This is a genomic window from Cellulomonas sp. KH9 (assembly GCF_900114185.1).
In the GTDB taxonomy this organism is placed as follows: Bacteria; Actinomycetota; Actinomycetes; order Actinomycetales; family Cellulomonadaceae; genus Cellulomonas.
On sequence record NZ_FOSE01000002.1, the window covers coordinates 647,048 to 667,506 of the forward strand.

At 74.8% G+C, this 20,459-nt stretch carries 22 protein-coding genes, 3 tRNA genes and 1 riboswitch; of the genes, 14 read left to right on the top strand and 11 right to left on the bottom strand.

From position 1 onward, the window contains the following. Positions 1–30 precede the first annotated feature (30 nt). From BMZ16_RS08980 to BMZ16_RS08990, 3 genes are read right to left on the bottom strand one after another with little or no spacing between them, the layout of a single operon-like run. On the bottom strand, positions 31–765 hold the full coding sequence (locus BMZ16_RS08980) for a zinc ribbon domain-containing protein (protein ID WP_089799561.1): 735 nt from the start codon (positions 763–765) through the stop codon (positions 31–33). Next, positions 762–1,949 carry a Nif3-like dinuclear metal center hexameric protein gene (locus BMZ16_RS08985; protein ID WP_089799563.1) on the bottom strand — a complete coding sequence of 396 codons (1,188 nt, stop codon included), beginning with the start codon at positions 1,947–1,949 and terminating at the stop codon, positions 762–764. Before BMZ16_RS08985 ends, BMZ16_RS08980 begins: the two co-directional genes overlap by 4 nt. Then, positions 1,946–2,995 (bottom strand): zinc-dependent alcohol dehydrogenase family protein, encoded by a 1,050-nt coding sequence (locus tag BMZ16_RS08990; RefSeq protein WP_089799564.1) that lies wholly within the window; start codon positions 2,993–2,995, stop codon positions 1,946–1,948. Before BMZ16_RS08990 ends, BMZ16_RS08985 begins: the two co-directional genes overlap by 4 nt. A gap of 99 nt (positions 2,996–3,094) precedes the next feature. Between BMZ16_RS08990 and BMZ16_RS08995 the strand changes: the two genes are divergently transcribed. Beyond that, positions 3,095–3,168 (top strand) — tRNA-Val (locus tag BMZ16_RS08995). Positions 3,169–3,231: 63 nt separating this feature from the next. Here BMZ16_RS08995 and BMZ16_RS09000 read toward each other — a convergent pair. Both BMZ16_RS09000 and BMZ16_RS09005 read right to left on the bottom strand, forming a co-directional pair. Then, on the bottom strand, positions 3,232–3,705 hold the full coding sequence (locus BMZ16_RS09000; protein WP_089799566.1) for a peroxiredoxin: 474 nt from the start codon (positions 3,703–3,705) through the stop codon (positions 3,232–3,234). After that, positions 3,702–4,124: a DUF3052 domain-containing protein gene (locus BMZ16_RS09005; RefSeq protein WP_089799568.1), complete on the bottom strand. Its 423-nt coding sequence runs from the start codon at positions 4,122–4,124 to the stop codon at positions 3,702–3,704. Before BMZ16_RS09005 ends, BMZ16_RS09000 begins: the two co-directional genes overlap by 4 nt. Before the next feature lie 302 nt (positions 4,125–4,426). On the opposite strand from BMZ16_RS09005, the gene aceE reads away from it, so the two are divergent. Next, positions 4,427–7,171: a pyruvate dehydrogenase (acetyl-transferring), homodimeric type gene (gene aceE / locus BMZ16_RS09010; RefSeq protein ID WP_089799570.1), complete on the top strand. Its 2,745-nt coding sequence runs from the start codon at positions 4,427–4,429 to the stop codon at positions 7,169–7,171. Positions 7,172–7,263: 92 nt separating this feature from the next. Here the strand turns inward: aceE and BMZ16_RS09015 are convergent, their stop codons facing one another. Then, complete coding sequence (locus BMZ16_RS09015; protein ID WP_089799572.1) at positions 7,264–7,950, bottom strand: hypothetical protein; 687 nt, start codon at positions 7,948–7,950, stop codon at positions 7,264–7,266. 115 nt (positions 7,951–8,065) lie between these two features. On the opposite strand from BMZ16_RS09015, the gene BMZ16_RS09020 reads away from it, so the two are divergent. The 5 genes from BMZ16_RS09020 to BMZ16_RS09040 all read left to right on the top strand — a co-directional run bounded on the left by BMZ16_RS09020 (position 8,066) and on the right by BMZ16_RS09040 (position 13,047). Beyond that, positions 8,066–9,310: a PucR family transcriptional regulator gene (locus tag BMZ16_RS09020; protein ID WP_089799574.1), complete on the top strand. Its 1,245-nt coding sequence runs from the start codon at positions 8,066–8,068 to the stop codon at positions 9,308–9,310. Between the two features lie 114 nt (positions 9,311–9,424). Continuing rightward, positions 9,425–10,402, top strand: a complete 978-nt coding sequence (locus BMZ16_RS09025; protein ID WP_089799576.1) for an ACP S-malonyltransferase — start codon at positions 9,425–9,427, stop codon at positions 10,400–10,402. Beyond that, entirely contained in the window at positions 10,399–11,403 is a 1,005-nt protein-coding gene (locus BMZ16_RS09030; protein WP_089799578.1) for a beta-ketoacyl-ACP synthase III, read from the top strand. Before BMZ16_RS09025 ends, BMZ16_RS09030 begins: the two co-directional genes overlap by 4 nt. Positions 11,404–11,471: 68 nt before the next feature. After that, entirely contained in the window at positions 11,472–11,720 is a 249-nt protein-coding gene (locus BMZ16_RS09035; protein WP_089799580.1) for an acyl carrier protein, read from the top strand. 82 nt (positions 11,721–11,802) lie between these two features. Then, positions 11,803–13,047: a beta-ketoacyl-[acyl-carrier-protein] synthase family protein gene (locus BMZ16_RS09040; protein ID WP_089799582.1), complete on the top strand. Its 1,245-nt coding sequence runs from the start codon at positions 11,803–11,805 to the stop codon at positions 13,045–13,047. A gap of 117 nt (positions 13,048–13,164) precedes the next feature. Here the strand turns inward: BMZ16_RS09040 and BMZ16_RS09045 are convergent, their stop codons facing one another. From BMZ16_RS09045 to BMZ16_RS09060, 4 genes are all read right to left on the bottom strand, one after another. Then, positions 13,165–13,665 (bottom strand): DUF3145 domain-containing protein, encoded by a 501-nt coding sequence (locus BMZ16_RS09045; RefSeq protein WP_089800029.1) that lies wholly within the window; start codon positions 13,663–13,665, stop codon positions 13,165–13,167. A gap of 149 nt (positions 13,666–13,814) precedes the next feature. Beyond that, positions 13,815–14,303: a peptide deformylase gene (gene def, locus BMZ16_RS09050; protein WP_089799584.1), complete on the bottom strand. Its 489-nt coding sequence runs from the start codon at positions 14,301–14,303 to the stop codon at positions 13,815–13,817. Between the two features lie 151 nt (positions 14,304–14,454). Further along, complete coding sequence (locus BMZ16_RS09055; RefSeq protein WP_089799585.1) at positions 14,455–14,679, bottom strand: BldC family transcriptional regulator; 225 nt, start codon at positions 14,677–14,679, stop codon at positions 14,455–14,457. A 19-nt stretch (positions 14,680–14,698) separates the two neighbouring features. Continuing rightward, positions 14,699–14,773, bottom strand: a riboswitch (cyclic di-GMP riboswitch). A 79-nt stretch (positions 14,774–14,852) separates the two neighbouring features. After that, a complete protein-coding gene (locus BMZ16_RS09060) occupies positions 14,853–15,635 on the bottom strand; it encodes a DUF1206 domain-containing protein (RefSeq protein ID WP_089799587.1) in 783 nt (260 codons plus the stop codon). Between the two features lie 135 nt (positions 15,636–15,770). Between BMZ16_RS09060 and BMZ16_RS09065 the strand changes: the two genes are divergently transcribed. The 5 genes from BMZ16_RS09065 (at position 15,771) to BMZ16_RS09085 (ending at position 18,078) form a co-directional block, all read left to right on the top strand. Continuing rightward, positions 15,771–15,844: transfer RNA gene (locus BMZ16_RS09065), tRNA-Ile, on the top strand. A 64-nt stretch (positions 15,845–15,908) separates the two neighbouring features. After that, entirely contained in the window at positions 15,909–16,667 is a 759-nt protein-coding gene (locus BMZ16_RS09070; protein ID WP_089799589.1) for a phosphatase PAP2 family protein, read from the top strand. Between the two features lie 20 nt (positions 16,668–16,687). Next, the gene (locus BMZ16_RS09075) at positions 16,688–17,425 is read left to right on the top strand and encodes a phosphatase PAP2 family protein (protein ID WP_089799590.1); all 738 of its coding nucleotides are present in this window, start codon (positions 16,688–16,690) and stop codon (positions 17,423–17,425) included. Positions 17,426–17,429: 4 nt separating this feature from the next. Beyond that, positions 17,430–17,936 carry a hypothetical protein gene (locus tag BMZ16_RS09080; RefSeq protein WP_089799592.1) on the top strand — a complete coding sequence of 169 codons (507 nt, stop codon included), beginning with the start codon at positions 17,430–17,432 and terminating at the stop codon, positions 17,934–17,936. 69 nt (positions 17,937–18,005) lie between these two features. Further along, positions 18,006–18,078 (top strand) — tRNA-Asn (locus BMZ16_RS09085). Positions 18,079–18,102: 24 nt separating this feature from the next. Here the strand turns inward: BMZ16_RS09085 and BMZ16_RS09090 are convergent. Continuing rightward, positions 18,103–18,666 (bottom strand): metallophosphoesterase family protein, encoded by a 564-nt coding sequence (locus BMZ16_RS09090; protein ID WP_255366478.1) that lies wholly within the window; start codon positions 18,664–18,666, stop codon positions 18,103–18,105. A 232-nt stretch (positions 18,667–18,898) separates the two neighbouring features. Here BMZ16_RS09090 and BMZ16_RS09095 point away from each other — a divergent pair, with 232 nt between their 5' ends. Then, positions 18,899–19,324: a phage holin family protein gene (locus BMZ16_RS09095; RefSeq protein ID WP_089799594.1), complete on the top strand. Its 426-nt coding sequence runs from the start codon at positions 18,899–18,901 to the stop codon at positions 19,322–19,324. Positions 19,325–19,619: 295 nt separating this feature from the next. Then, complete coding sequence (locus BMZ16_RS09100) at positions 19,620–20,414, top strand: transglutaminase-like domain-containing protein (RefSeq protein ID WP_089799596.1); 795 nt, start codon at positions 19,620–19,622, stop codon at positions 20,412–20,414. Positions 20,415–20,459: the final 45 nt, after the last annotated feature.

The window sequence follows — 20,459 nt, forward strand, 5'->3', positions numbered from 1 at the left end:
CGGTCCAGCGCGCCGCGCCCGCGCGCGACGTCAGTCCGTGAGCCTCACGAGGATCCGACCGCACTCCTCGCACCGCACCACCGCGTCGACGGGCCGGGCACGGATCGCCTCGAGGTCGAGCGGGTTGAGCTCGAGCCGGCACCCCTCGCACCGGTTGCCGCGCAACGCGGCGGCCCCGCTGCCGCCCAGCTGACCGCGCAGGCGCTCGTAGAGGGCGACGAGCGCGCCGTCGAGGCCGTCGGCGGTGCGCTCGCGCTCGGCGCGCACCCGTGCGGCCTCCGCGTCGACCTCGGCATAGCCCGCGTCGCGCTCTGCGACGACCCGGTCGCGGTCCTCGACCAGCGCGGCACGCGCCTGCTCCAGGTCGCGCAGCACCGCCTCGTGCGCCTCGAGCCGCTCCATCACCTCGAGCTCCACGTCCTCCAGGTGCGACTGCCGGGCCGCGAGGCTCGCCAGCTCGCTGGTGAGCGCCTGCGCGTCCTTGGCACCCACCTGACCGCCGTCGAGCCGCTGCTGGTCGCGCGTGGCGCGGCTGCGCACCTGGTCGACGTCGGCCTCGGCCTTGGCCACCTCCGTGCGCAGGTCCGACGCCGCCGTGCGGGACGTCACCAGCGCGGTCTCGAGGTCCGCGAGGCGGGAGTCGAGCTCGACGAGGCGGGCGAGCGCAGGCAGGCTGCGCCGCTTGTGCGCGAGCTGGGCGAGTCGGGTGTCGAGCTCCTGGACGTCGAGGAGTCGGCGCTGGTCGGCGGCGGGGGCGCTGCTCACGTGGTTCCTTCCGGCGGGGACGTCTGCGGCACGTGACCCGTCCACGGGTCGGTGCGCCGCGTGCTGACGCGGGTCTCCACCGTAGTGCCCGCGGCCGCCAGGTCGTCGCGCAGCGCCTGCGCCGCGCGGGGCAGCCACAGCCACTCGGACGCGGAGTGGGCCAGGTCGACCAGGGCGGGGCGCGGCGCACCGCCCCGCGCGTCGAAGGCCGCCCGCTCCTGCTGCTCCGAGGCCGGGTGGTGCCGCAGGTCGGCGGTGACGTACACGTCGACGTCCGCGGCGCGCACCGCGTCGAACAGCGAGTCGCCGGATCCCCCGAGCACCGCGACACGGCGCACCGGCATGTCGGGGTCCCCCGCGTACCGCACGCCCTGCGCCGTGGCGGGCACGGCACGGGCCACCGCGGCGGCGAACGCGTGCAGCGGCTGCGGTGCGGGCAGCGTCCCGACACGTCCGAGCCCGGTGGCGCCCGGGAGCGCCGCGAGCTCCAGGACGTCGAACGCGGGCTCCTCGTACGGGTGCGCGGAGCGCATCGCGGCGACGACCGCGGCCCGCCGGCTCCGGGGCGCGACCATCTCGACACGCGCCTCGGCGACCGTCTCGCGGCGCCCCACGACGCCCAGGGCCGGCGCGGCACCCGGCAGCGGCGTGAACGTGCCCTCGCCGGTGGTCGTCCACGCGCAGCGCTCGTAGGCGCCCACGTGCCCGGCACCCGCGCCCGCGAGCGCGTCCACCAGCCGCTCGGCGTCCTCGACCGGGACCATGACGACGTGCTTGTCGAGCGCCGGCGCGTCGGCGGGCACCAGCGGCTCGGTGCCCACCAGGCCGATCGTGTCGGCCAGCGCCTCGGCGACCCCGCCGTGCGCCGCGTCGGCGTTGGTGTGCGCCGTGTAGAGCCCGCAGCCGCCCCGCACCAGACGGTGCAGGAGCGCGCCCTTGAAGGTGGTCGCGGCCACCGAGTGCACCGGGCGCAGCAGCAGCGGGTGGTGCGTGACCAGCAGGTCCGCCTCCCACGCGAGCGCCTCGTCCACGACGGCCGCGACGGGGTCGACCGCGAGGAGCACGCGACGCACGGGCGCGTCGGGGTCGCCGGCGGCCAGACCCACCCGGTCCCACTGCTCGGCGGTGCCGGGCGGGTACCGCCGGTCCAGCGCGGCGACGACGTCGGCGAGCGTCGCGGTCACGGCAGCACCAGCGCCTTCGTGCAGGTGCGCTCGTCCATCGCGCGGTAGGCGTCCGCGACGTCGTCGAGCGCGAACGTCGCGTCGAAGACGAGGCCGGGCTCGATGGTCCCCGCCCAGACGTCGGGCAGCAGGCCCTCGATGTAACCACGCACGGGGGCCACCCCCCCGACCACGCCCTTGTTGCCGCCGAACATCGTCTGGACCGACAGCTCCGGGCCGCCCGCGGGCACCCCGACGAAGCCGACCCGTCCGCCGGGCCGCACGGTGGCCAGCGCCTGCGCCATCGACTCCTTGGTGCCGACGCACTCCAGGACGCCGTCCGGACCCACGCCGCCGAGCAGGTCGAGCACCGCCGCGGCACCCTCGTCGCCACGCTCCTCGACCACGTCGGTCGCGCCGAAGCGCCGCGCCAGGGCCTGCCGGGCCGGGTTGCGCGACATCGCGACGACACGCGCGGCACCGAGGCGGCGTGCCGCGATGATCCCGCACAGGCCGACGGCCCCGTCGCCCACCACGGCGATGGTGGAGCCGGCGTGCACACCGGCCGCCAGCGCGGCGTGGTGGCCGGTGCCCAGCACGTCCGTGAGGGTCAGCACGTGGGGCAGCAGGGCCGCGTCGGGGTGCTCGGGGGTGACGACGAGCGTGCCGTCGGCCAGCGGGACCCGGACGTACTCACCCTGCCCGCCGTCGGTGGGCAGGCCGTCATGGTCGGGCGACCCCCACCACGCGACCTGCTCGCACGAGGTGTGCACGCCGTTGCGGCAGTGCACGCAGGTGTTGTCGCAGACCGAGAACGGCGCGACGACGAAGTCGCCGACCCGGACGCGGCGCACGTCGGCGCCCACCTCCTCGACCACGCCGACGAACTCGTGGCCGGTCCGGTGGGGTTCCCGGGTCGGTCGCACCCCGCGGTAGCCCCACAGGTCGGAGCCGCACACGCACGCGGCGACGACGCGGACGACGGCGTCGGTGGGACGGTGGATCACGGGGTCCGGCACCTGCTCGACGCGCACGTCGCGGGGGCCGTGGATGACGGTGGCTCGCACGACGTCGAGCCTACGGCGGGACGCCGGCCGGGGGCGCACCGGATCGCCGCCGCGACGTGCAGCAGGGCCCCCGGCCGCCGGTAGGCTGACCGACCGCAGGGGCCTGTAGCTCAGTTGGTCAGAGCGCCGCGCTTACACCGCGGAGGTCGCCGGTTCGAGACCGGCCGGGCCCACCCACGCCGACCCGTGCGCCGGACGACCCGGTGCGTCCGGCTGCGCCGCGGCGGCACCGCCCGTCAGCGGGCCAGCGCCGCCAGCGCCTCGCGGTACGCCGACAGCGGCCGCGCCTGCCCGCGCGGGTTCACCACGCTCCACCGCAGCACCCCGTCGGCGTCGACGAGGAACGAGCCGCGCAGCGCGTGCCCCGTGGCCTCGTCGAACACGCCGTACGCGCGCGCGGCGGCGCCGTGCGGCCAGAAGTCGGAGAGCAGGTCGAAGGTGAACCCCTCCTGCTCCGCCCACGCCCGCAGGGTGAACATCGGGTCGCAGGACACGGCGAGGAGCCGCACGCCGGCGTCGTCGAACGCCGCGATGTTGTCGCGCAGCTCGCAGAGCTCACCGGTGCAGATGCCCGAGAACGCGAACGGGAAGAACACGAGCGCCACCGGCGTGCCGCGCAGCTGCGCCAGGGTGACCGGCGTGCCGTGCGTGTCCGGCAGCGCCAGGTCGGGGGCGGGCGCCCCGACCGCGGGGGCGCTCGCCGTGCTCACTTGCCGCGGCCGCGCGTGGCCAGCCGGGTGGCGGACCAGTCCGGTCCGATCGCGAAGGTGGTCATCGCGTGCAGGCCCGAGGTGTTCGCGGCCTCCTCGATGTCCGAGTGCGACACGTGGCCGCGTCGGCCGGCCTTGGGGCTGAACACCCAGATGGGACCGCTGTCGTCGAGCACGGTCATCGCGTCCACCAGGGCGTCGGTGAGGTCACCGTCCTCCTGGCGGAACCAGATGACGGCGCCGTCCGTGACGTCGTCGAAGTCCTCGTCGACGAGCTCGGTCCCGGTGAGGGCCTCGAGCCCCGCACGGATGTCGTCGTCGACGTCGTCGTCGTAACCCAGCTCCTGGATCACCTGCCCGGCAATGAAGCCGAGCCGAGCGACAGCCTGCGTCGCGGAGTCGTCCGCGGTGGATGACACGTCGGCCGGTTCCCTTCTCCCCCGGTGCGCCGCACTGTCCGCGGACCCACCTGTCGATGTCGGCACACGTTAGCCCACCGCAGACCACTGGGCCCTGGCAAGAGGCGGTCCGTCCGGGCGTGTCACGGACGTCACGCCCCTCCCGGAGCCCCACGGTGTGACTTTCGGGGGTCGACGGACCGAGAATGGTCCGACTACCCGCAACCGCACCCCGCGCACGACGCGGCGGCACGGATGCAGGCAACGCAGCGTTCCGTGGTGCCACCAGGCGCCGGGCACGCACGAGACGCGAAGGAGCACCGGTGGCTTCCATCGACGAGACGGGCCCCCTGATCGGCGGCCTGCTCAGCCAGGTCCCCGACATCGACCCGGAGGAGACCGGTGAGTGGGTCGAGTCCCTCGACGGGCTGATCGAGGAGAAGGGCGGCCCGCGGGCCCGCTACGTGCTGATGAGCATGCTGCGGCACGCACGCGAGCGCAACGTGGCGATCCCGGCGTCGCTCAACACGCCGTACGTGAACACCATCGCGGTGCACAACGAGCCCTACTTCCCCGGCGACGAGGTCATCGAGCGGCGCTACCGCTCGTGGATCCGCTGGAACGCGGCCGTCATGGTGACGCGCGCGCAGCGCCCCGGCGTCGCGGTGGGCGGGCACATCTCCTCGTACGCCTCCGTCGCGACGCTCACCGAGGTGGGCCTCAACCACTTCTTCCGCGGCAAGGACCACCCCGGCGGCGGTGACCAGGTCTACTTCCAGGGCCACGCCTCCCCCGGCGTCTACGCCCGCGCGTTCCTCGAGGGCCGGCTGTCCGAGCACCAGCTCGACGGCTTCCGGCAGGAGCTCTCGCACCCCGGCGGCGGCCTGCCGTCCTACCCGCACCCGCGCCTGGCGCCCGAGCTGTGGGAGTTCCCCACGGTGTCGATGGGCCTGGGCCCGGCGTCCGCGATCTACCAGGCGTGGACGAACAAGTACCTGCACAACCGCGGGATCAAGGACACCAGCCAGCAGGACGTCTGGGCGTTCCTCGGCGACGGCGAGATGGACGAGCCCGAGTCGCGCGGCATGCTCCAGCACGCCGCCCAGCAGGGCCTGGACAACCTCACGTTCGTCGTCAACTGCAACCTGCAGCGGCTCGACGGCCCGGTGCGCGGCAACGGCAAGATCATCCAGGAGCTCGAGGCGCAGTTCCGCGGCGCGGGCTGGAACGTCATCAAGGTCATCTGGGGCCGCGAGTGGGACACCCTGCTCAACGCCGACAAGGACCGCGCCCTGGTCCACCTGATGAACACCACGCCCGACGGTGACTTCCAGACGTACCGCGCCGAGAGCGGCGCGTTCATCCGCGAGCACTTCTTCGGCCGCGACCCGCGCACCAAGGCGCTCGTCGAGAAGATGACGGACGACGAGATCTGGGCCCTCAAGCGCGGCGGGCACGACTACCGCAAGCTCTACGCGGCCTACAAGTCGGCGCGCGAGCACACCGGTCAGCCGACCGTGATCCTCGCGCACACCATCAAGGGCTACGGGCTGGGGTCGGGCTTCGCCGGCCGCAACGCGACGCACCAGATGAAGAAGCTCAAGGTCGAGGAGCTCAAGACCCTGCGCGACTCGCTGCACATCCCGATCACGGACGAGCAGCTCGAGGAGAACCCGTACCTGCCCCCGTACTACAACCCGGGGCCGGAGGACGAGGCGATCAAGTACATGCTCGAGCGGCGTCGTCAGCTGGGCGGGTTCGTCCCCGAGCGGCGCAGCGCGCACACCAAGCTGACGCTGCCGGGCGACAAGGCGTACGAGATCCTGGCCAAGGGCTCGGGCACGCAGGAGGTCGCCACGACCATGGCGCTCGTGCGCCTGTTCAAGGACCTGGTGAAGGACAAGGAGTTCGGCCACCGCCTGGTGCCGATCATCCCCGACGAGGCCCGCACGTTCGGCCTGGACTCGATCTTCCCGAGCGCGAAGATCTTCAACACCAACGGCCAGAACTACATGGCCGTGGACCGCGAGCTCATGCTGAGCTACAAGGAGTCCGAGGCCGGGCAGATCATGCACACCGGCATCAACGAGGCCGGTTCCGCCGCCGCGTTCCAGTCGGTGGGCACGTCGTACGCCACGCACGGCGAGCCGCTGATCCCGTTCTACTTCTACTACTCGATGTTCGGGTTCCAGCGCACCGGCGACCAGTTCTGGGCAGCCGGCGACCAGATGGCGCGCGGGTTCCTCATCGGCGCCACGGCGGGCCGCACGACGCTGACGGGCGAGGGCCTGCAGCACGCCGACGGCCACTCGCCGCTGCTGGCGGGCACCATGTCGCACGTCGTGCACTACGACCCGGCCTACGGGTACGAGATCCGGCACATCGTGCGTGACGGCATCCAGCGGATGTACGGGGAGCCCGACGGCCGCGACCAGGACGTCATCTACTACCTGACGGTCTACAACGAGCCGATGGTGCAGCCGGCGGAGCCCGAGGGCGTCGACGTCGAGGGCATCCTCAAGGGCATCCACCTCATCGCACCGGCCGAGGGCGACGGGCCGCGCGCCCAGATCCTCGCGTCCGGCGTCGCGGTGCCGTGGGCGCTCGAGGCGCAGCACCTGCTGGCGGAGGACTGGGGCGTGCGCGCCGCGGTCTGGTCGGTGACCAGCTGGAACGAGCTGCGACGCGACGCGCTGGCCTCCGAGCAGCACGCCTTCCTCAACCCGGGCGACGAGGTGCGCACCCCGTACCTGACCGCCAAGCTCCAGGGTGCGGAGGGCCCGTTCGTCGCCACGACGGACTACGACCACCTCGTGCCCGACCAGGTGCGCGCCTGGATCCCGGGCCGCTACGCCACGCTGGGCGCCGACGGCTTCGGGTTCTCCGACACCCGCGCGGCGGCACGTCGGCACTTCAAGATCGACGGTCCGTCGACGGTGGTGCGGGTGCTGCAGCAGCTGGTGCTCGAGGGGAAGGTCGACCCGTCCCTGCCGGCTCAGGCGATCGAGCGGTACCGCCTGCACGACGTCACGGCCGGCACGTCCGGCAACACGGGTGGCGACTCCTGACGGACGCCGCACGACGAACGCCCCCGGCCTTGTGGCCGGGGGCGTTCGTGCGTTCGTGGGGCGGTGCGTCCCGGGGGGCCGGGCCCGCGCCGTCAGGTCCCGGGGATGGACTGCTGCGCGCGCGCGATCTCCTGCGCCAGCTCGGCCTTCAGTCCGGAGACCGCCGACTGGTCCGGGTAGAGGTCCAGCGACGCCAGGTGCTGCTTGGCCTCGAGCGGGCGCTCGGCGGCGATCGCGGCCCGGACGAGCTCGCGGGCGACGTCGGGGACGTGCTCGCGGGGCCGCCAGTGACCGACGCCGAGGTTGAGCGCCTCGACGGGCTGCCCGGCGTCGGTGAGCAGGGCCAGCGCCTGGGTCAGCGCCTGGCCGGACGGGTCACGCTCCGCGGCGGTGGTGAGCCGGCGGGTCGTCCCCTCGTGGTCGTCGCGCACGGAGAGCCGTGCGACCTCGATGAGCGGGAACCACGCACGCGGGTTGCCGGCGAGCTCCTCACCGAGCGACCACACGGCGAGGTCGGCGGCGTGCTGCCGCTCGTGCTCGACGTTGGGCGCGGTCAGCGGGTCCTGCTCGGGGACGGACTCCGCGGCCCGGCGACGCACGATCTCGGCGAGGGCCTGGAAGGCACGCTCGTTGTTCGGGTCGTCGCTCAGCATGGACCGCAGCGCGTCCTCGTGGAGCGTGTCGCCGCGTCGCGAGGCCTTCGTCGGGCGACGCGCCCCGACCGTGGAGGCCGAGGAGGGTCGCCTCATGAGCTGGCGCAGGCGGGGCAGAAGAGCCATGCCGAGACCTTATCCGGTCAGCCCGTGCGACACCTTCCCGAGGGCCGTCGACGACGCCCGCGACGGTCCCGGACATTTGTCGACTTCCCACAACCCGCGCCCTTATGCTCGCGCCATGGCGACGTCTCCCCGGACGCCGGCGGCGCGTGCGCCCCGTCGCACCGTTCCCCCCACCCCCGACGGCGGCACCACCGCACCCGGCACGCCCGGCGACCAGAGCGAGACGCAGCGGCGCGTGCGCGACGGCACGGGTCTGCTCTCGGCCGCGGCCATGCGCCGGCTGGACGCCGACCTCGAGTGGTACCGGGCGCTGCCGGCCGAGGACCGGTCCTGGGTCAACCTGGTCGCCCAGGCGGGCATCACCGCCTTCGTCACCTGGTACGCCGACCCGACGCAGCCCCCGCACGGCGTCAGCGAGATCTTCGCCACCGCCCCGCCCGAGCTGACGCGCTCGATCTCGCTGCAGCACACCCTCCAGCTGGTCCGGGTGGTCGTCGACGTCGTCGAGACCCACTCCGACCGGCTGGCCGCCCCGGGCGCGGAGCGCGAGCTGCGCGAGGCCGTGCTGCGGTACTCGCGGGAGGTGGCGTTCTCCGCGGCGGAGGTCTACGCGCGCGCCGCCGAGGTGCGCGGCGCCTGGGACGCCCGCCTCGAGGCGCTGGTCGTGGACGCGCTGGTGCGCGGCGACGCCGACGACGCGCTGCGCTCACGCGTGTCCGCCCTGGGCTGGAGCGGTCGCGGCGCGACGCTGGTGGTCGTGGGCACGACGACGGCCCACATGGACGAGGTCCGCGCCGCCGACCTGCGCCGGGCGACCCGGCGCGCGGCGGACGACGCGCTGGTCGGCATCCTCGGGGACCGCCTGGTCGTGTTCCTGGGCGGCGAGGGCGACCTGCGCGCCGCCGCGATGTCGCTGCTGCCGCGCTTCGGCCCCGGGCCCGTCGTCGTGGGCCCCACGGCCTCGGGCCTGGCCGAGGCCACCCGATCGGCGCGCGCCGCCCTCGCGGGGCTCGCCGCGGCCGCGGGCTGGGAGCAGGCACCGCGGCCCGTGCACGCCGACGACCTGCTGCCCGAGCGCGTCCTCGTCGGGGACGTCGAGGCCCGCCGGGCGCTCGTCGAGCGCGCGTACGCCCCGCTGGCGGCGAGCCAGGGGTCCCTGCTCGAGACCCTGTCCGCCTACCTGGGCGGCGGGCGGTCGCTGGAGGCCGCCGCGCGCTCCCTGTACGTGCACCCCAACACCGTCCGGTACCGGTTGCGGCGCGTGGCCGACGTCACGGGCTGGGACCCGCTCGACGCGCGCGAGTCGTACGTGCTGCAGACGGCGCTGGCCGTCGGCCGGCTCGACGGCGCGGCGGGCTGACCGGCAGGTCACCGCACCACGAGGGGACCTTTGTACGGGTCCGACAACGCTGGGTCGCGAGGTTGGTGCGTGGCGCGACCGGGCGACGTCGTCCGGGCACGGCACAGTGGTCACGTGCTCGTCGTCGCCTGCCCCGGCCAGGGGGCCCAGTCCCCCGGCATGCTCACCCCGTGGACGGAGGTCGACGGCTTCGTCGACACCCTGACCCGCGCGAGCGACGTCACCGGTACCGACCTGCTCGCGCACGGGACGACGTCCGACGCCGAGACCATCCGGGACACCGCCGTCGCCCAGCCGCTGCTCGTGGCCACCGCCCTGGCGAGCCTGCGGGCCGTGCTCGGCGTCCCCGCGGGCACGGCGCTGCCCGTCGCCGCCCGCGGCACGGTCGACGTCGTCGCCGGGCACTCCGTGGGCGAGCTGGCGGCCGCCGCCGTCGCCGGCGTGCTGACGGACGACGAGGCGCTGCGGCTGGTCGCCGTGCGCGGTGCCGCCATGGCCCGCGCCGCGGCCGCGTCGCCCACGGGCATGCGCGCCGTCCTGGGCGGCGACCCCGACGAGGTGCTCGCACGCCTCGCCGAGCTCGGGCTCGTGCCGGCGAACGTCAACGGGGCCGGGCAGGTGGTCGCGGCAGGGCCGCTCGACGCATTGGCCGCGCTGGGCGACGCACCTCCGACGCGCGCCCGTGTCGTCCCGCTGCAGGTGGCCGGCGCCTTCCACACCGACGCCATGGCGCCCGCGGTCGAGGAGCTGGCCGCCGCCGCGGCGCAGGTCTCCCCCCGCGACCCGGTCGTGACGCTGCTCGGCAACGCCGACGGTGCGGTCGTGCGCGACGGCGCGGACGCCGTGGCCCGCCTCGTCGCCCAGGTCGCCCGCCCCGTGCGGTGGGACCTGTGCCAGGCGACGCTCGTCGACCTGGGCGTGACGGCGCTCCTGGAGGTGGCGCCCGGCGGCGTCCTGACCGGCCTGGCACGTCGTACGCTGCCGGGCGTCGAGACCCTCGCCCTGAAGTCCCCCGCCGACCTCGACGCCGCACGCGACCTCGTCCGTCGGCACGCCGGTACCGCCCTGACCCCCCAGGAGAGCACGCCGTGACCCGTCCGACCCTCACGCAGGCCACCGGGCCCGCGCACACCCGCATCCTCGGGCTCGGCGCGGTGCGCGGCGAGCGCGTGGTCCCCAACGACGACCTCGTCGGCCCCATCGAGTCGTCCGACGAGTGGATCCGCCAGCGCACGGGCATCGTGACGCGCCGGCGCGCCGGCGAGGGCACCGACGTGCTCGACCTGGCCGAGGGCGCCGCCCGCGCCGCGCTCGAGAACGCCGGGCTGACCGGCGCGGACATCGACGTCGTCATCCTGTCCACGGTCACGTACTTCCACCAGACGCCGGCCGGCGCCGCGATCGTCGCCGACCGGATCGGCGCCACGCCGGCCGCGGCGTACGACATCTCGGCGGCGTGCGCGGGGTACTGCTACGGCATCGGCCAGGCCGACGCGCTGGTGCGCGCCGGGACCGCCCGCCACGTCCTGGTGATCGGAGCGGAGAAGATGAGCGAGTTCGTCGACCCGACGGACCGGTCCATCTCGTTCCTGCTCGGCGACGGTGCGGGCGCCGTCGTCGTCGGCCCCTCCGACACGCCCGGGATCGGGCCCACGGTGTGGGGCTCGGACGGCAGCCAGGCGCAGGCGATCCGCCAGACCCACTCGTGGCTCGCGACCCGCGACGAGGGCGCCGGGTGGCCGACGCTGCGCCAGGAGGGCCAGTCGGTCTTCAAGTGGGCCGTCTGGCAGATGGCCCCCGTCGCCCAGAAGGCGATGGACGCCGCCGGCGTCTCCCCGCAGGACATCGAGGCGTTCGTCCCGCACCAGGCCAACATGCGGATCATCGACCAGCTCATCAAGCAGCTGCGGCTGCCCGAGAGCGTCGTCGTGGGACGGGACATCGCCGACACCGGCAACACGTCCGCCGCGTCGATCCCCCTGGCCACGGAGCGCCTGCTGCGCGAGGGCCAGGTCGGCTCCGGCGCGCTCGCGCTGCAGATCGGCTTCGGCGCCGGCCTCGTCTACGCGGCCCAGGTCGTCGTCCTGCCCTGACCCGGTCGGCGCCGACCGCGCCTGTACCGTTCAGCACGTCCCAGCACCACCCGACACGAGGAGACACGATGGCGCACAGCGAGCAGGAGATCCTGGCCGGACTGGCCGAGATCGTCAGCGAGGAGACCGGCCTGCCGACCGACTCCGTCCTGCCCGAGAAGTCCTTCACCGACGACCTCGACATCGACTCGCTGTCGATGATGACGATCGTCACGCTCGCGGAGGAGAAGTTCGACGTCCAGATCCCCGACGACGAGGTCAAGAACCTCGCCACCGTGGGCGACGCCGTGAGCTTCATCGCCGGCGCCCAGGCCTGAGCCTGCGCGCCGCACCCGCGGCACCCGGGCGGTGCGCCGGCCTGCAGCCGTGCGCACCGCCCGCCTGACCCAAGGAGAACCCATGAGCACCGTCCCCGAGGTCGTCGTCACCGGCCTGGGCGCCACCACACCGCTGGGCGGTGACGTCCCCAGCACGTGGCGGGCCGCGCTGGCCGGTGAGTCCGGCGCGCGCACGTTCGAGAACGACTGGGCCGAGCGCTACGACATCGCCGTGAACTTCGGGGCGATGGTCAAGGTCCCCGCGGACCAGGTGCTCCCCCGGCCCGAGCTCCGGCGCATGGACCCCTCCGCGCAGTACGCCGTCATCGCGACGCGCGAGGCGTGGGCGGACGCGGGCTCCCCCGAGGTCGACGGCGACCGTCTCGGCGCCGTCGTGTCCTCGGGCATCGGCGGCATCTGGACGACCCTCGACGCGTGGGACACCCTGCGCGAGAAGGGCGGTCGCCGGGTCCTGCCCATGACCGTGCCCATGCTCATGCCGAACTCGCCCGTCGCGTACGTCTCGCTGGAGCTCGGTGCGCGCGCCGGCGCGCACGCGCTCGTCTCGGCGTGCGCGTCCGGGGCGGAGGCCATCGGGTACGCCGTGCAGATGATCCGCGACGGCCGTGCCGACGTGGTGGTCGCAGGCGGCACCGAGGCCACGATCCACCCCATGCCCATCGCCGCGTTCGCGGCGTCCCGCACCCTCTCGACGCGCAACGACGACCCCGCGGGGGCGTCGCGCCCGTACGACGTCGACCGTGACGGCTTCGTCATCGGCGAGGGCGCCGGCATCGTCGTGCTGGAGTCCGCCGCGCACGCCGCGGCCCGCGGTGCCCGCGTGTACGCGCGGATCGGCGGCGTCGGCCTGTCGGCCGACGGCTACCACCTGACCTCCCCCGAGCCGTCCGGTGACGGCCAGACCCGCGCGATGCGCGCGGCCCTGGCCGACTCCGGCGTCGCGGCGGCCGACGTCACCCACGTCAACGCGCACGCGACGTCCACGGTCGTGGGCGACCTCATCGAGGCCCGCTCCATCCGCGGCGTGCTGGGCGACGACGCCGACCACGTGGCGCTCTCGGCGACGAAGTCGATGACCGGGCACCTGCTCGGCGGCGCCGGTGCGCTCGAGACGATCTTCACGGTGCTCGCGGTGCACGACCGCCAGGCCCCACCGACGATCAACGTCGCCAACCCCGACCCGGAGCTGGTGCTCGACCTCGTGCGCGACACCCCGCGCGCGCTGCCCGCCGGCCCCGTCGCCGCCATCAACAACTCGTTCGGGTTCGGCGGTCACAACGTCGCCCTGGTGGTCACCTCCGCCTGATGCGGGCCCGCGGCGCCGCCCGCGGGCCTCCTGGCGGGCCTCCGCCGCGCACCTGCCCGGTCACGGGACGGCGCCCGCCCCCGTCGGGGTGCGGGCGCCGTCGTGCGTCCGGGTGCGTCAGCCGACGCGGTGCAGCCACCGCACGGGCGCACCGGCGCCCGCGTAGCGGAACGGCTCGAGCTCGTCGTCCCACGCCTGCCCGAGGGCCAGGTCGAGCTCCGCACGCAGCCGCTCGGGGTCGGCGGCGTGCTCGAGCGCGGCGCGGATCCGGTCCTCGGGGATCACGACGTTGCCGTGCACGTCCGTGGCGGCGTGGAAGATGCCGAGCTCGGGCGTGTGGCTCCAGCGGGACCCGTCGACGCCGGCGCTCGGCTCCTCCGTGACCTCGTAGCGCAGGTGCGCCCAGCCGCGCAGCGCCGACGCCAGACGGGCGCCTGTGCCCGGCGCCGCCTGCCACGACAGCTCGGCGCGGTAGAAGCTCGGTCCGGCGGGCTGCTGCGTCCAGTCCAGGCTGACGCGCGCGCCCAGCGCGTTGCCTGCCGCCCACTCGACGTGGGGGCACAGCGCGCGCGGCGCGGAGTGCACGAAAAGTACACCGCGGGTGATGGCACCGGCCATGTCGTCCTCCCGGTTGGGCTCGAGGGTCGCCTTCCCCAACGACCTCGCCCCGTGTCGGGAACGTCATCAGCACAGGTGCAGCGCACGCGGCGTGCACGGCACAGGATGCCCCATGCGTCGCCGCAGGTCCAGCGGACGCGCGGGACGCCTCAGAGCTGCTCGCGGATGGCCCGCATCGCCTTCTTGCGCACGGAGCGCTCGAGCCGGTCCAGGTAGAGCATGCCGTCGAGGTGGTCGACCTCGTGCTGCAGGCAGCGCGCCATGAGCTCGGTGCCCTCGACCACGACCTCCCGGCCGTCGAGGTCCGTGCCGACCACCCGGGCGTACCAGGCGCGGTGCGTCGGGAACCACAGCCCCGGCACCGAGAGGCAGCCCTCGTCGCCGTCCTGGTACTCGTCCTCGGACAGCTCGACGATGACGGGGTTCAGCACGTAGCCGATCTCGTCGTCGATGTTCCATGAGAAGGCCCGCAGGCTGACACCGATCTGGTTGGCGGCCAGCCCGGCACGCCCGTCCATGTCGACGGTCTCGAGCAGGTCCTCGACGAGCGAGCGGACCCGGTCGTCGATCGTGGTGATCGGGTCGCACGGGGTGCGGAGCACGGGGTCGCCGACGATGCGGATCTCACGCAGGGCCATGTCCTGATCCTTTCACGTCCCGCGGGCGCACCGTCCCACCGCCCGCCGGACGGTGCGCGCTGCACCGGCCGGACGCAGCACGACGCCGGTGGCGATCAGGTCGCCACCGGCGTCGGTGTCGTGGGTGCGTCGTCGTCGACGGCCCCGAGGGTCACTCCCCCGCGCGCTGCTGCGGGACGCCCGTCAGGAGCTGCCGGACCTCCGCCTCGTGGAAGCGGCGGTGGCCGCCGAGGGTGCGGACCGCGGAGAGCTTGCCGGCCTGGGCCCAGCGGGTCACCGTCTTGGGGTCGACCCGGAACAGGACCGCGACCTCGCCCGGGGTGAGCAGGCTGCCCTGCGTGAGCGGGGCCTCGTTGGCAGGCGTGTGAACAGCCATGGCTGGTACTCCTTCATCGTTCGGTAGCTCGGCTGGCCCTGTAGGCCCCGTGGCTTTGCGTCCCCACCTTGCGGCGGGTTTGCCGTTGTCGCTGACGTGAACGACTATGCCCCAATCTGGACAACTGTGCAACAACCGCCGCCGTGCCTGATCTGTCCGGAGCGGGTGAAAAGTCAGAGCCGTCCGAACCGTGCCCGGATGCCGCAGTACGCCCCGAACGCGATGAGGCCCAGCGCGACCAGCGCGAGGAGCACCGGACCCCCCGGCGCGTCGCGCAGCGCCACGAGCGCGCCGTCCAGGCCGGTCGCCTCCTGCGGGTTCGCGTCCGCCGCCGCCAGGACGAACAGCACGCCCACGATGCCCAGCGCGACACCCTTCGCGGTGTACCCGACGACGCCCGCCCGGCGCGCCACCCGGCCCGTGGTCCCGGCGGGCAGCCGCTGCAGGTCCTCGAGGAACTTCTTCGCCAGGCCCTTGTGCACGTGGTACGCCCCCACCACGACGATGCCGACGCCGACCGCGCCGACGAGCAGCCGGCCGCCCGGCGCCTGCATGAGCTCGCCCGTGACGCTCGACGTCTGGCCCTCGCTGTCGGAGCCCGACCCGCGCGCGAAGGCGAACGCCGTGACCGCCAGCGCCGCGTACATCGCCGCCTTGCCGCCGGCCTTCGCCCGCTCCGACGTCCCGCCCGCGGCGCCGCTGATCGCCGCGGCCGCGTACCAGGCGCCGAGCGCCAGGAACGCCACGCACGTGAACCACAGCACCACCCCACCGAACGGGGAGCTCGCGATCTGCTCGAAGGCCCCGGACTGGTCGGCGCTCCCGCCGGAGGACCCGAACGCGAGCTGCAGCGCCAGCACGCCGATCAGCACGTGGACCAGACCGGAGGCGGCGTAGCCCGCCCGTGCCCCCAGCTCCCACGCACCCTGGCGGGATCCTGTCGCGACCGTGGTCATGTCACCTCCTCGACGCGGGCCCCCACCCGCCGACGTCCGTCGGCGCCCGGAGCGATGGTGGCAGTGCCACGCGCCGTCGGCATCCGCTGGCGAGGGCGGCCGGCGGCCGCCGGCCGTCGGTAGGCTGCGGGGCGCGGGCCAGTAGCTCAGTCGGTCAGAGCAGCGGACTCATAATCCGTCGGTCGTGGGTTCAAGCCCCACCTGGCCCACCGTGAGCGACCCGGGTCGCGGCCCCACGTGCGAGGACATCGACACCCCCCTACTGTCCTCGCCATGCCAGCCGACCCGACCCGCCGCCGGGACCTGCTGCGCGCCGCGGCGCTCGGCGCGGTGGTGGTGCTGCCCGTGGTCGCCCTCGCCGTCGCCGTGCGCGGGGAGTCCGGCACGGTCGTGCGCGTCGACCAGTCGGTCGTGCGGGCCGCGACCGACCTGACCCGCACGTCGGACGGGCTGCGGACGGTGCTCGTCGTCTGGCAGGAGGTGTTCGCCGCACGCTGGCTGAACCTGCTGCTCGTCCCGGCCGTGTGCGTGTGGGCGTGGCGCAGGCACGGGCTGCGGGACCGCGTGCTGTGGGCCGCGTGCACCGTCGGCGTGGGGTGGCTCCTGCAGCTCGCCGCCAAGGGGATCGTGCAGCGCACGCGACCCGTCATCGAGGACGCGGTCGCGCACGCCCCCGGGTCCAGCTTCCCGTCGGGGCACGCGGCGAACACCACCATCGTCGCCGTGACGCTCACGCTGCTGCTGTGGCCCGTCCTCGGGCGCCGGGGCCGTGTCCTCCTGCCCCTCACCGGCGCCGTGCTCGTGGTGCTCACGGCCGCCGACCGCGTGCTCCTCGGGGTGCACCACCCGTCGGACGTCGTCGCCGGCGTCCTGCTGGGCCTCGCCGTGGCGGGCGCGTCGTACGTCGGCTGGCGCCGCGGCCCCACGCACCCCGGCACAGGCACCACGCACGACCCCGGCGACGACACCACGCACGACTCCACGCACGACCCCGCCCGCGACACCTCGCACCCGGCTCACGGCCCCTCGTGAGCCCTGGCCCCGGAGGACCCGTGAACGCCTTCTGGCACCGCTACGAGACGGACAGCACACGCCCCGACGGCCGTGACGTGCGGCACGACCTCGCCCGGCGCGTGCTGGTGCCCGCGGCCGTGCTGTGGTGCGTCGTCGTCGGCCTCGGCCTGCTCGTCACCGGACCGCTGGGCGGGCTGCCGGCGGAGGCAGGCGTCAGCACGTGGTTCGTCGAGCAGCGCACGCCCGCGCTGGACGCGGTGACCACGGTGCTGTCGGCGATCGGGCAGACGGAGTTCCTCATCGGCGCGTGCCTCCTGGCGATCGCGCTGACGTGGTGGCGGACGCGGCAGTGGTGGTACGCGGTCGTGCCCGGTCTGGCCGTCGCCGTGCAGGCGGTGATCTTCCTCACGTCAGCCCTGGTCGTCGGGCGCGAGCGGCCCGAGGTCGAGCAGCTGGACCACGCACCGCCGACCTCGAGCTTCCCCAGCGGGCACACCGGGGCTGCGACGGCCTTCTACCTGACGCTGGCCTTCCAGGCCCAGCGCGTGCGCCACCCCGTCGCCCGCTGGGCGCTGACGCTGCTGTGCGTGCTCGTACCGGTGGCGGTCGGGGTGGCGCGGGCCTACCGCGGCATGCACTCCCTCAGCGACGTCGTCGTGGGCGCGCTCAACGGCGCCACCTGCGCCGTCATCGCGTGGAACTACCTGCGGCGCACCCCCGCGACGGGCGCCGACGGCCCGGCGGTGCGGGAGCGCGCTCCCGCACGACTACCGTGACCACGTGGCCCTGTTCTCCCGGCGGCGCCGGCTGCCCGACGACCTGCGACGCTCCCTCGACCTCCGGTCGGACGCGATCCTCGCCTCGACACCGCTCGACGACGGCCGGTGGGTCGTGGCGACGCGCCGCGCCCTGCACGTCGTGGGCGCGTCCGGCGCGGCGCGCACGCCCTGGGCGGACGTCGACCGCGGTGCGCTCGACGCCGACACCCGGACGCTGACGGTGCACTGGGTCAACGGTGCGCGCACCGACCTCGTGCTCGCGTCCGACGTCGACGCGTGGGACCTCGTGCAGACGTTCCGCGAGCGCGTCCAGCAGTCGGTCGTGCACGTCGAGCACGTGCCGGTGGGCGCCGGCACGGTACGGGTCGCGCTGCGCCGCGACGAGCACGGCGACCTGTTCACGCAGGTGATCGGCGACGCCGCGGTCGACCTGACCGACCCGGCCACGGTGCGCCGGCTGACCGCGGCCGAGGCCCGGGTCCGGTCGGAGGCCGGTCTCGCGCCCTGAGGGGACCACGGCCGACGCCCGTCGTGTCCGCCGCACCCCTCGGAGCCTGCTAGGGTTTTCCCCGCACGATCCCCCGTAGCTCAATTGGCAGAGCATTCGACTGTTAATCGAAGGGTTACTGGTTCGAGTCCAGTCGGGGGAGCATCATCGAGGCCTCCGTCCCGCGTCACCGCGGGCCGGGGGCCTTCGTGCTGCCGGGCCGCGGACGGGCCGGTGCGCGCAGCGGCAACTCGTGCAGCACGACGTCCGTCACCCGCCCCGCGCGCAACGTGAACGTCAGGTAGGTGCACCGCGGCATGCGTCGGCGGTCGGTCGGCGACCCGGGGTTCAGCAGCCGCAGACCGCGCGGCGTCACGGAGTCCCACGGCACGTGGCTGTGGCCGAACACGAGCAGGTCCAGGTCACCGAAGCGCTCGTCGCACCGCCGCTCGCGCCCGGCCGCGGCGCCCGTCTCGTGGACGACGCCGAGGCGGACGCCGGCGACCTCGGTGCGCGCGACCTCGGGCACGCGCGCGACCAGCGAGGGCGGGTCGTTGTTGCCGTGGCAGGCCAGCAGCCGGGCGGCGCGGTCCTCGAACCGGTCGAGCAGGTCGGTGGCCACCCAGTCCCCCGCGTGCACCACCAGGTCGGCGTCCGCCACGGCCTGCCAGACCTCCGCGGGCAGGTCCCGGGCACGGGCGGGCACGTGCGTGTCGGCGACCGCGCACACGCGCACGGCGTCGGGGCTCACGGGCGACGGAACGCGCGACGGTCGACCGCGTCGCGCCGCGGGCGCAGGGCGGCACGGCAGCGCTCGCACGTGCTCGAGGCGGCCACCTGGGCCCCGGTCGGTCGTCGCACCATCGCGCGTCCCTCCTGCGCCGCGCGGGCTGGGGCGGCGCGCCGTCAGCCTCGCACGGGCCGCACGCCGCCACCACACGTCCCGTCGCGCAGCGCGGGGGCGGCGGGCCTAGCGTGAACCCATGGCCCGGCTCGCCCTGCGCACGCTGATCTTCCTCGGCTCGGCCGCGATCGGCCTGCTGGTCGCCGCGGCGCTGGTCCCCGACCTGACGCTGCGGGCCTCGGGGTTCGTCGTCGCGGTGGTGGTGTTCGCGGTCGCCCAGTCGGTGATCACGCCCCTGGTGACGCGCCTGAGCTCCCGGTACGCGCCCGCCTTCCTCGGCGGGGCGGGACTGGTGTCGACGTTCCTCGCGCTCGTGCTCGCCTCGGTGCTCACGGACGGTCTGCGCATCGTCGGGGCAGGGGCCTGGGCGCTCGCGACGCTGGTGGTGTGGGCCGCCACCGCCCTGGCGGCGGTCGCCCTGCCGCTGGTGCTCCCCCGGGGTCGCGGCACCCGGGACGGGCGGTCGGCGAGGACGGGCAGCGGCACCGCGGCCGAGCCCCGGTGAGGACCGGGCACGCAGCCCGTCGACGAGGGCCGCCATGACGCCCCGATCAGCGCCCTGACCTGCGGTTTCACGGGGCTGCACGCCGGGGCTGGACGAACGCCCCCGCGGGCCTCACACTTGCCTCGGCCCCGCTCGTCACGGGACCTCACCTCCGCATCGCCCCCGCTTCGCCGTGCCCTCCTCCGGGCGGCCGCCGACCGTCCCCCGGCCGGGTCCGGAGACGCCGTCGACCCCTCGCCCGTCCCCTGTCTCCACCCGTCGTCCGGCCCGTCTGGCCGGGGAAGGATGCGTCGTCGTGCTGCGCTCCGTGGCCGCCCACCTCTCGTTCGACGTCCACGCGCCGCTCGAGCTGCTCCTGTCCGTGGCCGTGGCCGAGGGCCCGCACGACCGCACCGAGCTGCTGACGGCGCGGTCGGACGACGACCCGCTCGACGTGCAGGAGATCAAGACCGCGCACGGGGGCCGGGTGCACCGCATCCTGGCGCCCGCCGGACGCGTGGTCGTGGACTACCAGGCCACCGTCACCGGCCAGGCTGGTGTCCCGCCGGTGGAGGACGTCGACCTCGTCGAGTACCGCCGTCCCAGCCGCTACGCCGAGTCCGACCGGCTGCTGGCGTTCGCGCGCGACCAGTTCCGCGGCCTGACGGGTGCCGACCTGCTCGACACCGTCGTGACGTGGGTGAGCCGGCACGTCACGTACCTGTCGGGCTCCAGCCTGCCGACGGACGGGGCGACGGACACGCTCCTGAAGCGCCGCGGCGTCTGCCGCGACTTCGCGCACCTCGTCGTCGCGCTGCTGCGGGCGTGCGACGTGCCCGCGCGGCTCGCGTCGGTGTACGCGCCGGGTCTCAAGCCGATGGACTTCCACGCGGTCGCCGAGGCGTACGTCGAGGGCGCCTGGTACGTCGTCGACGCGACGGGGCTGGCGCCGCGGGAGTCGCTGCTGCGCATCGCGACCGGACGCGACGCCACCGACACGGCGTTCCTGTCCTACTACGGCGGCAGCCTGCGCCTGCGCGCCATGACGGTCTCGGCGGTCACGGACACGCGCCTCGTCGACGACGGGACGGGGCTCGTCGCGCTGCGGTGAGCACCCGGCACGGGACGCAGCGCCGCGTGGGCGGGCGTGCCGTGC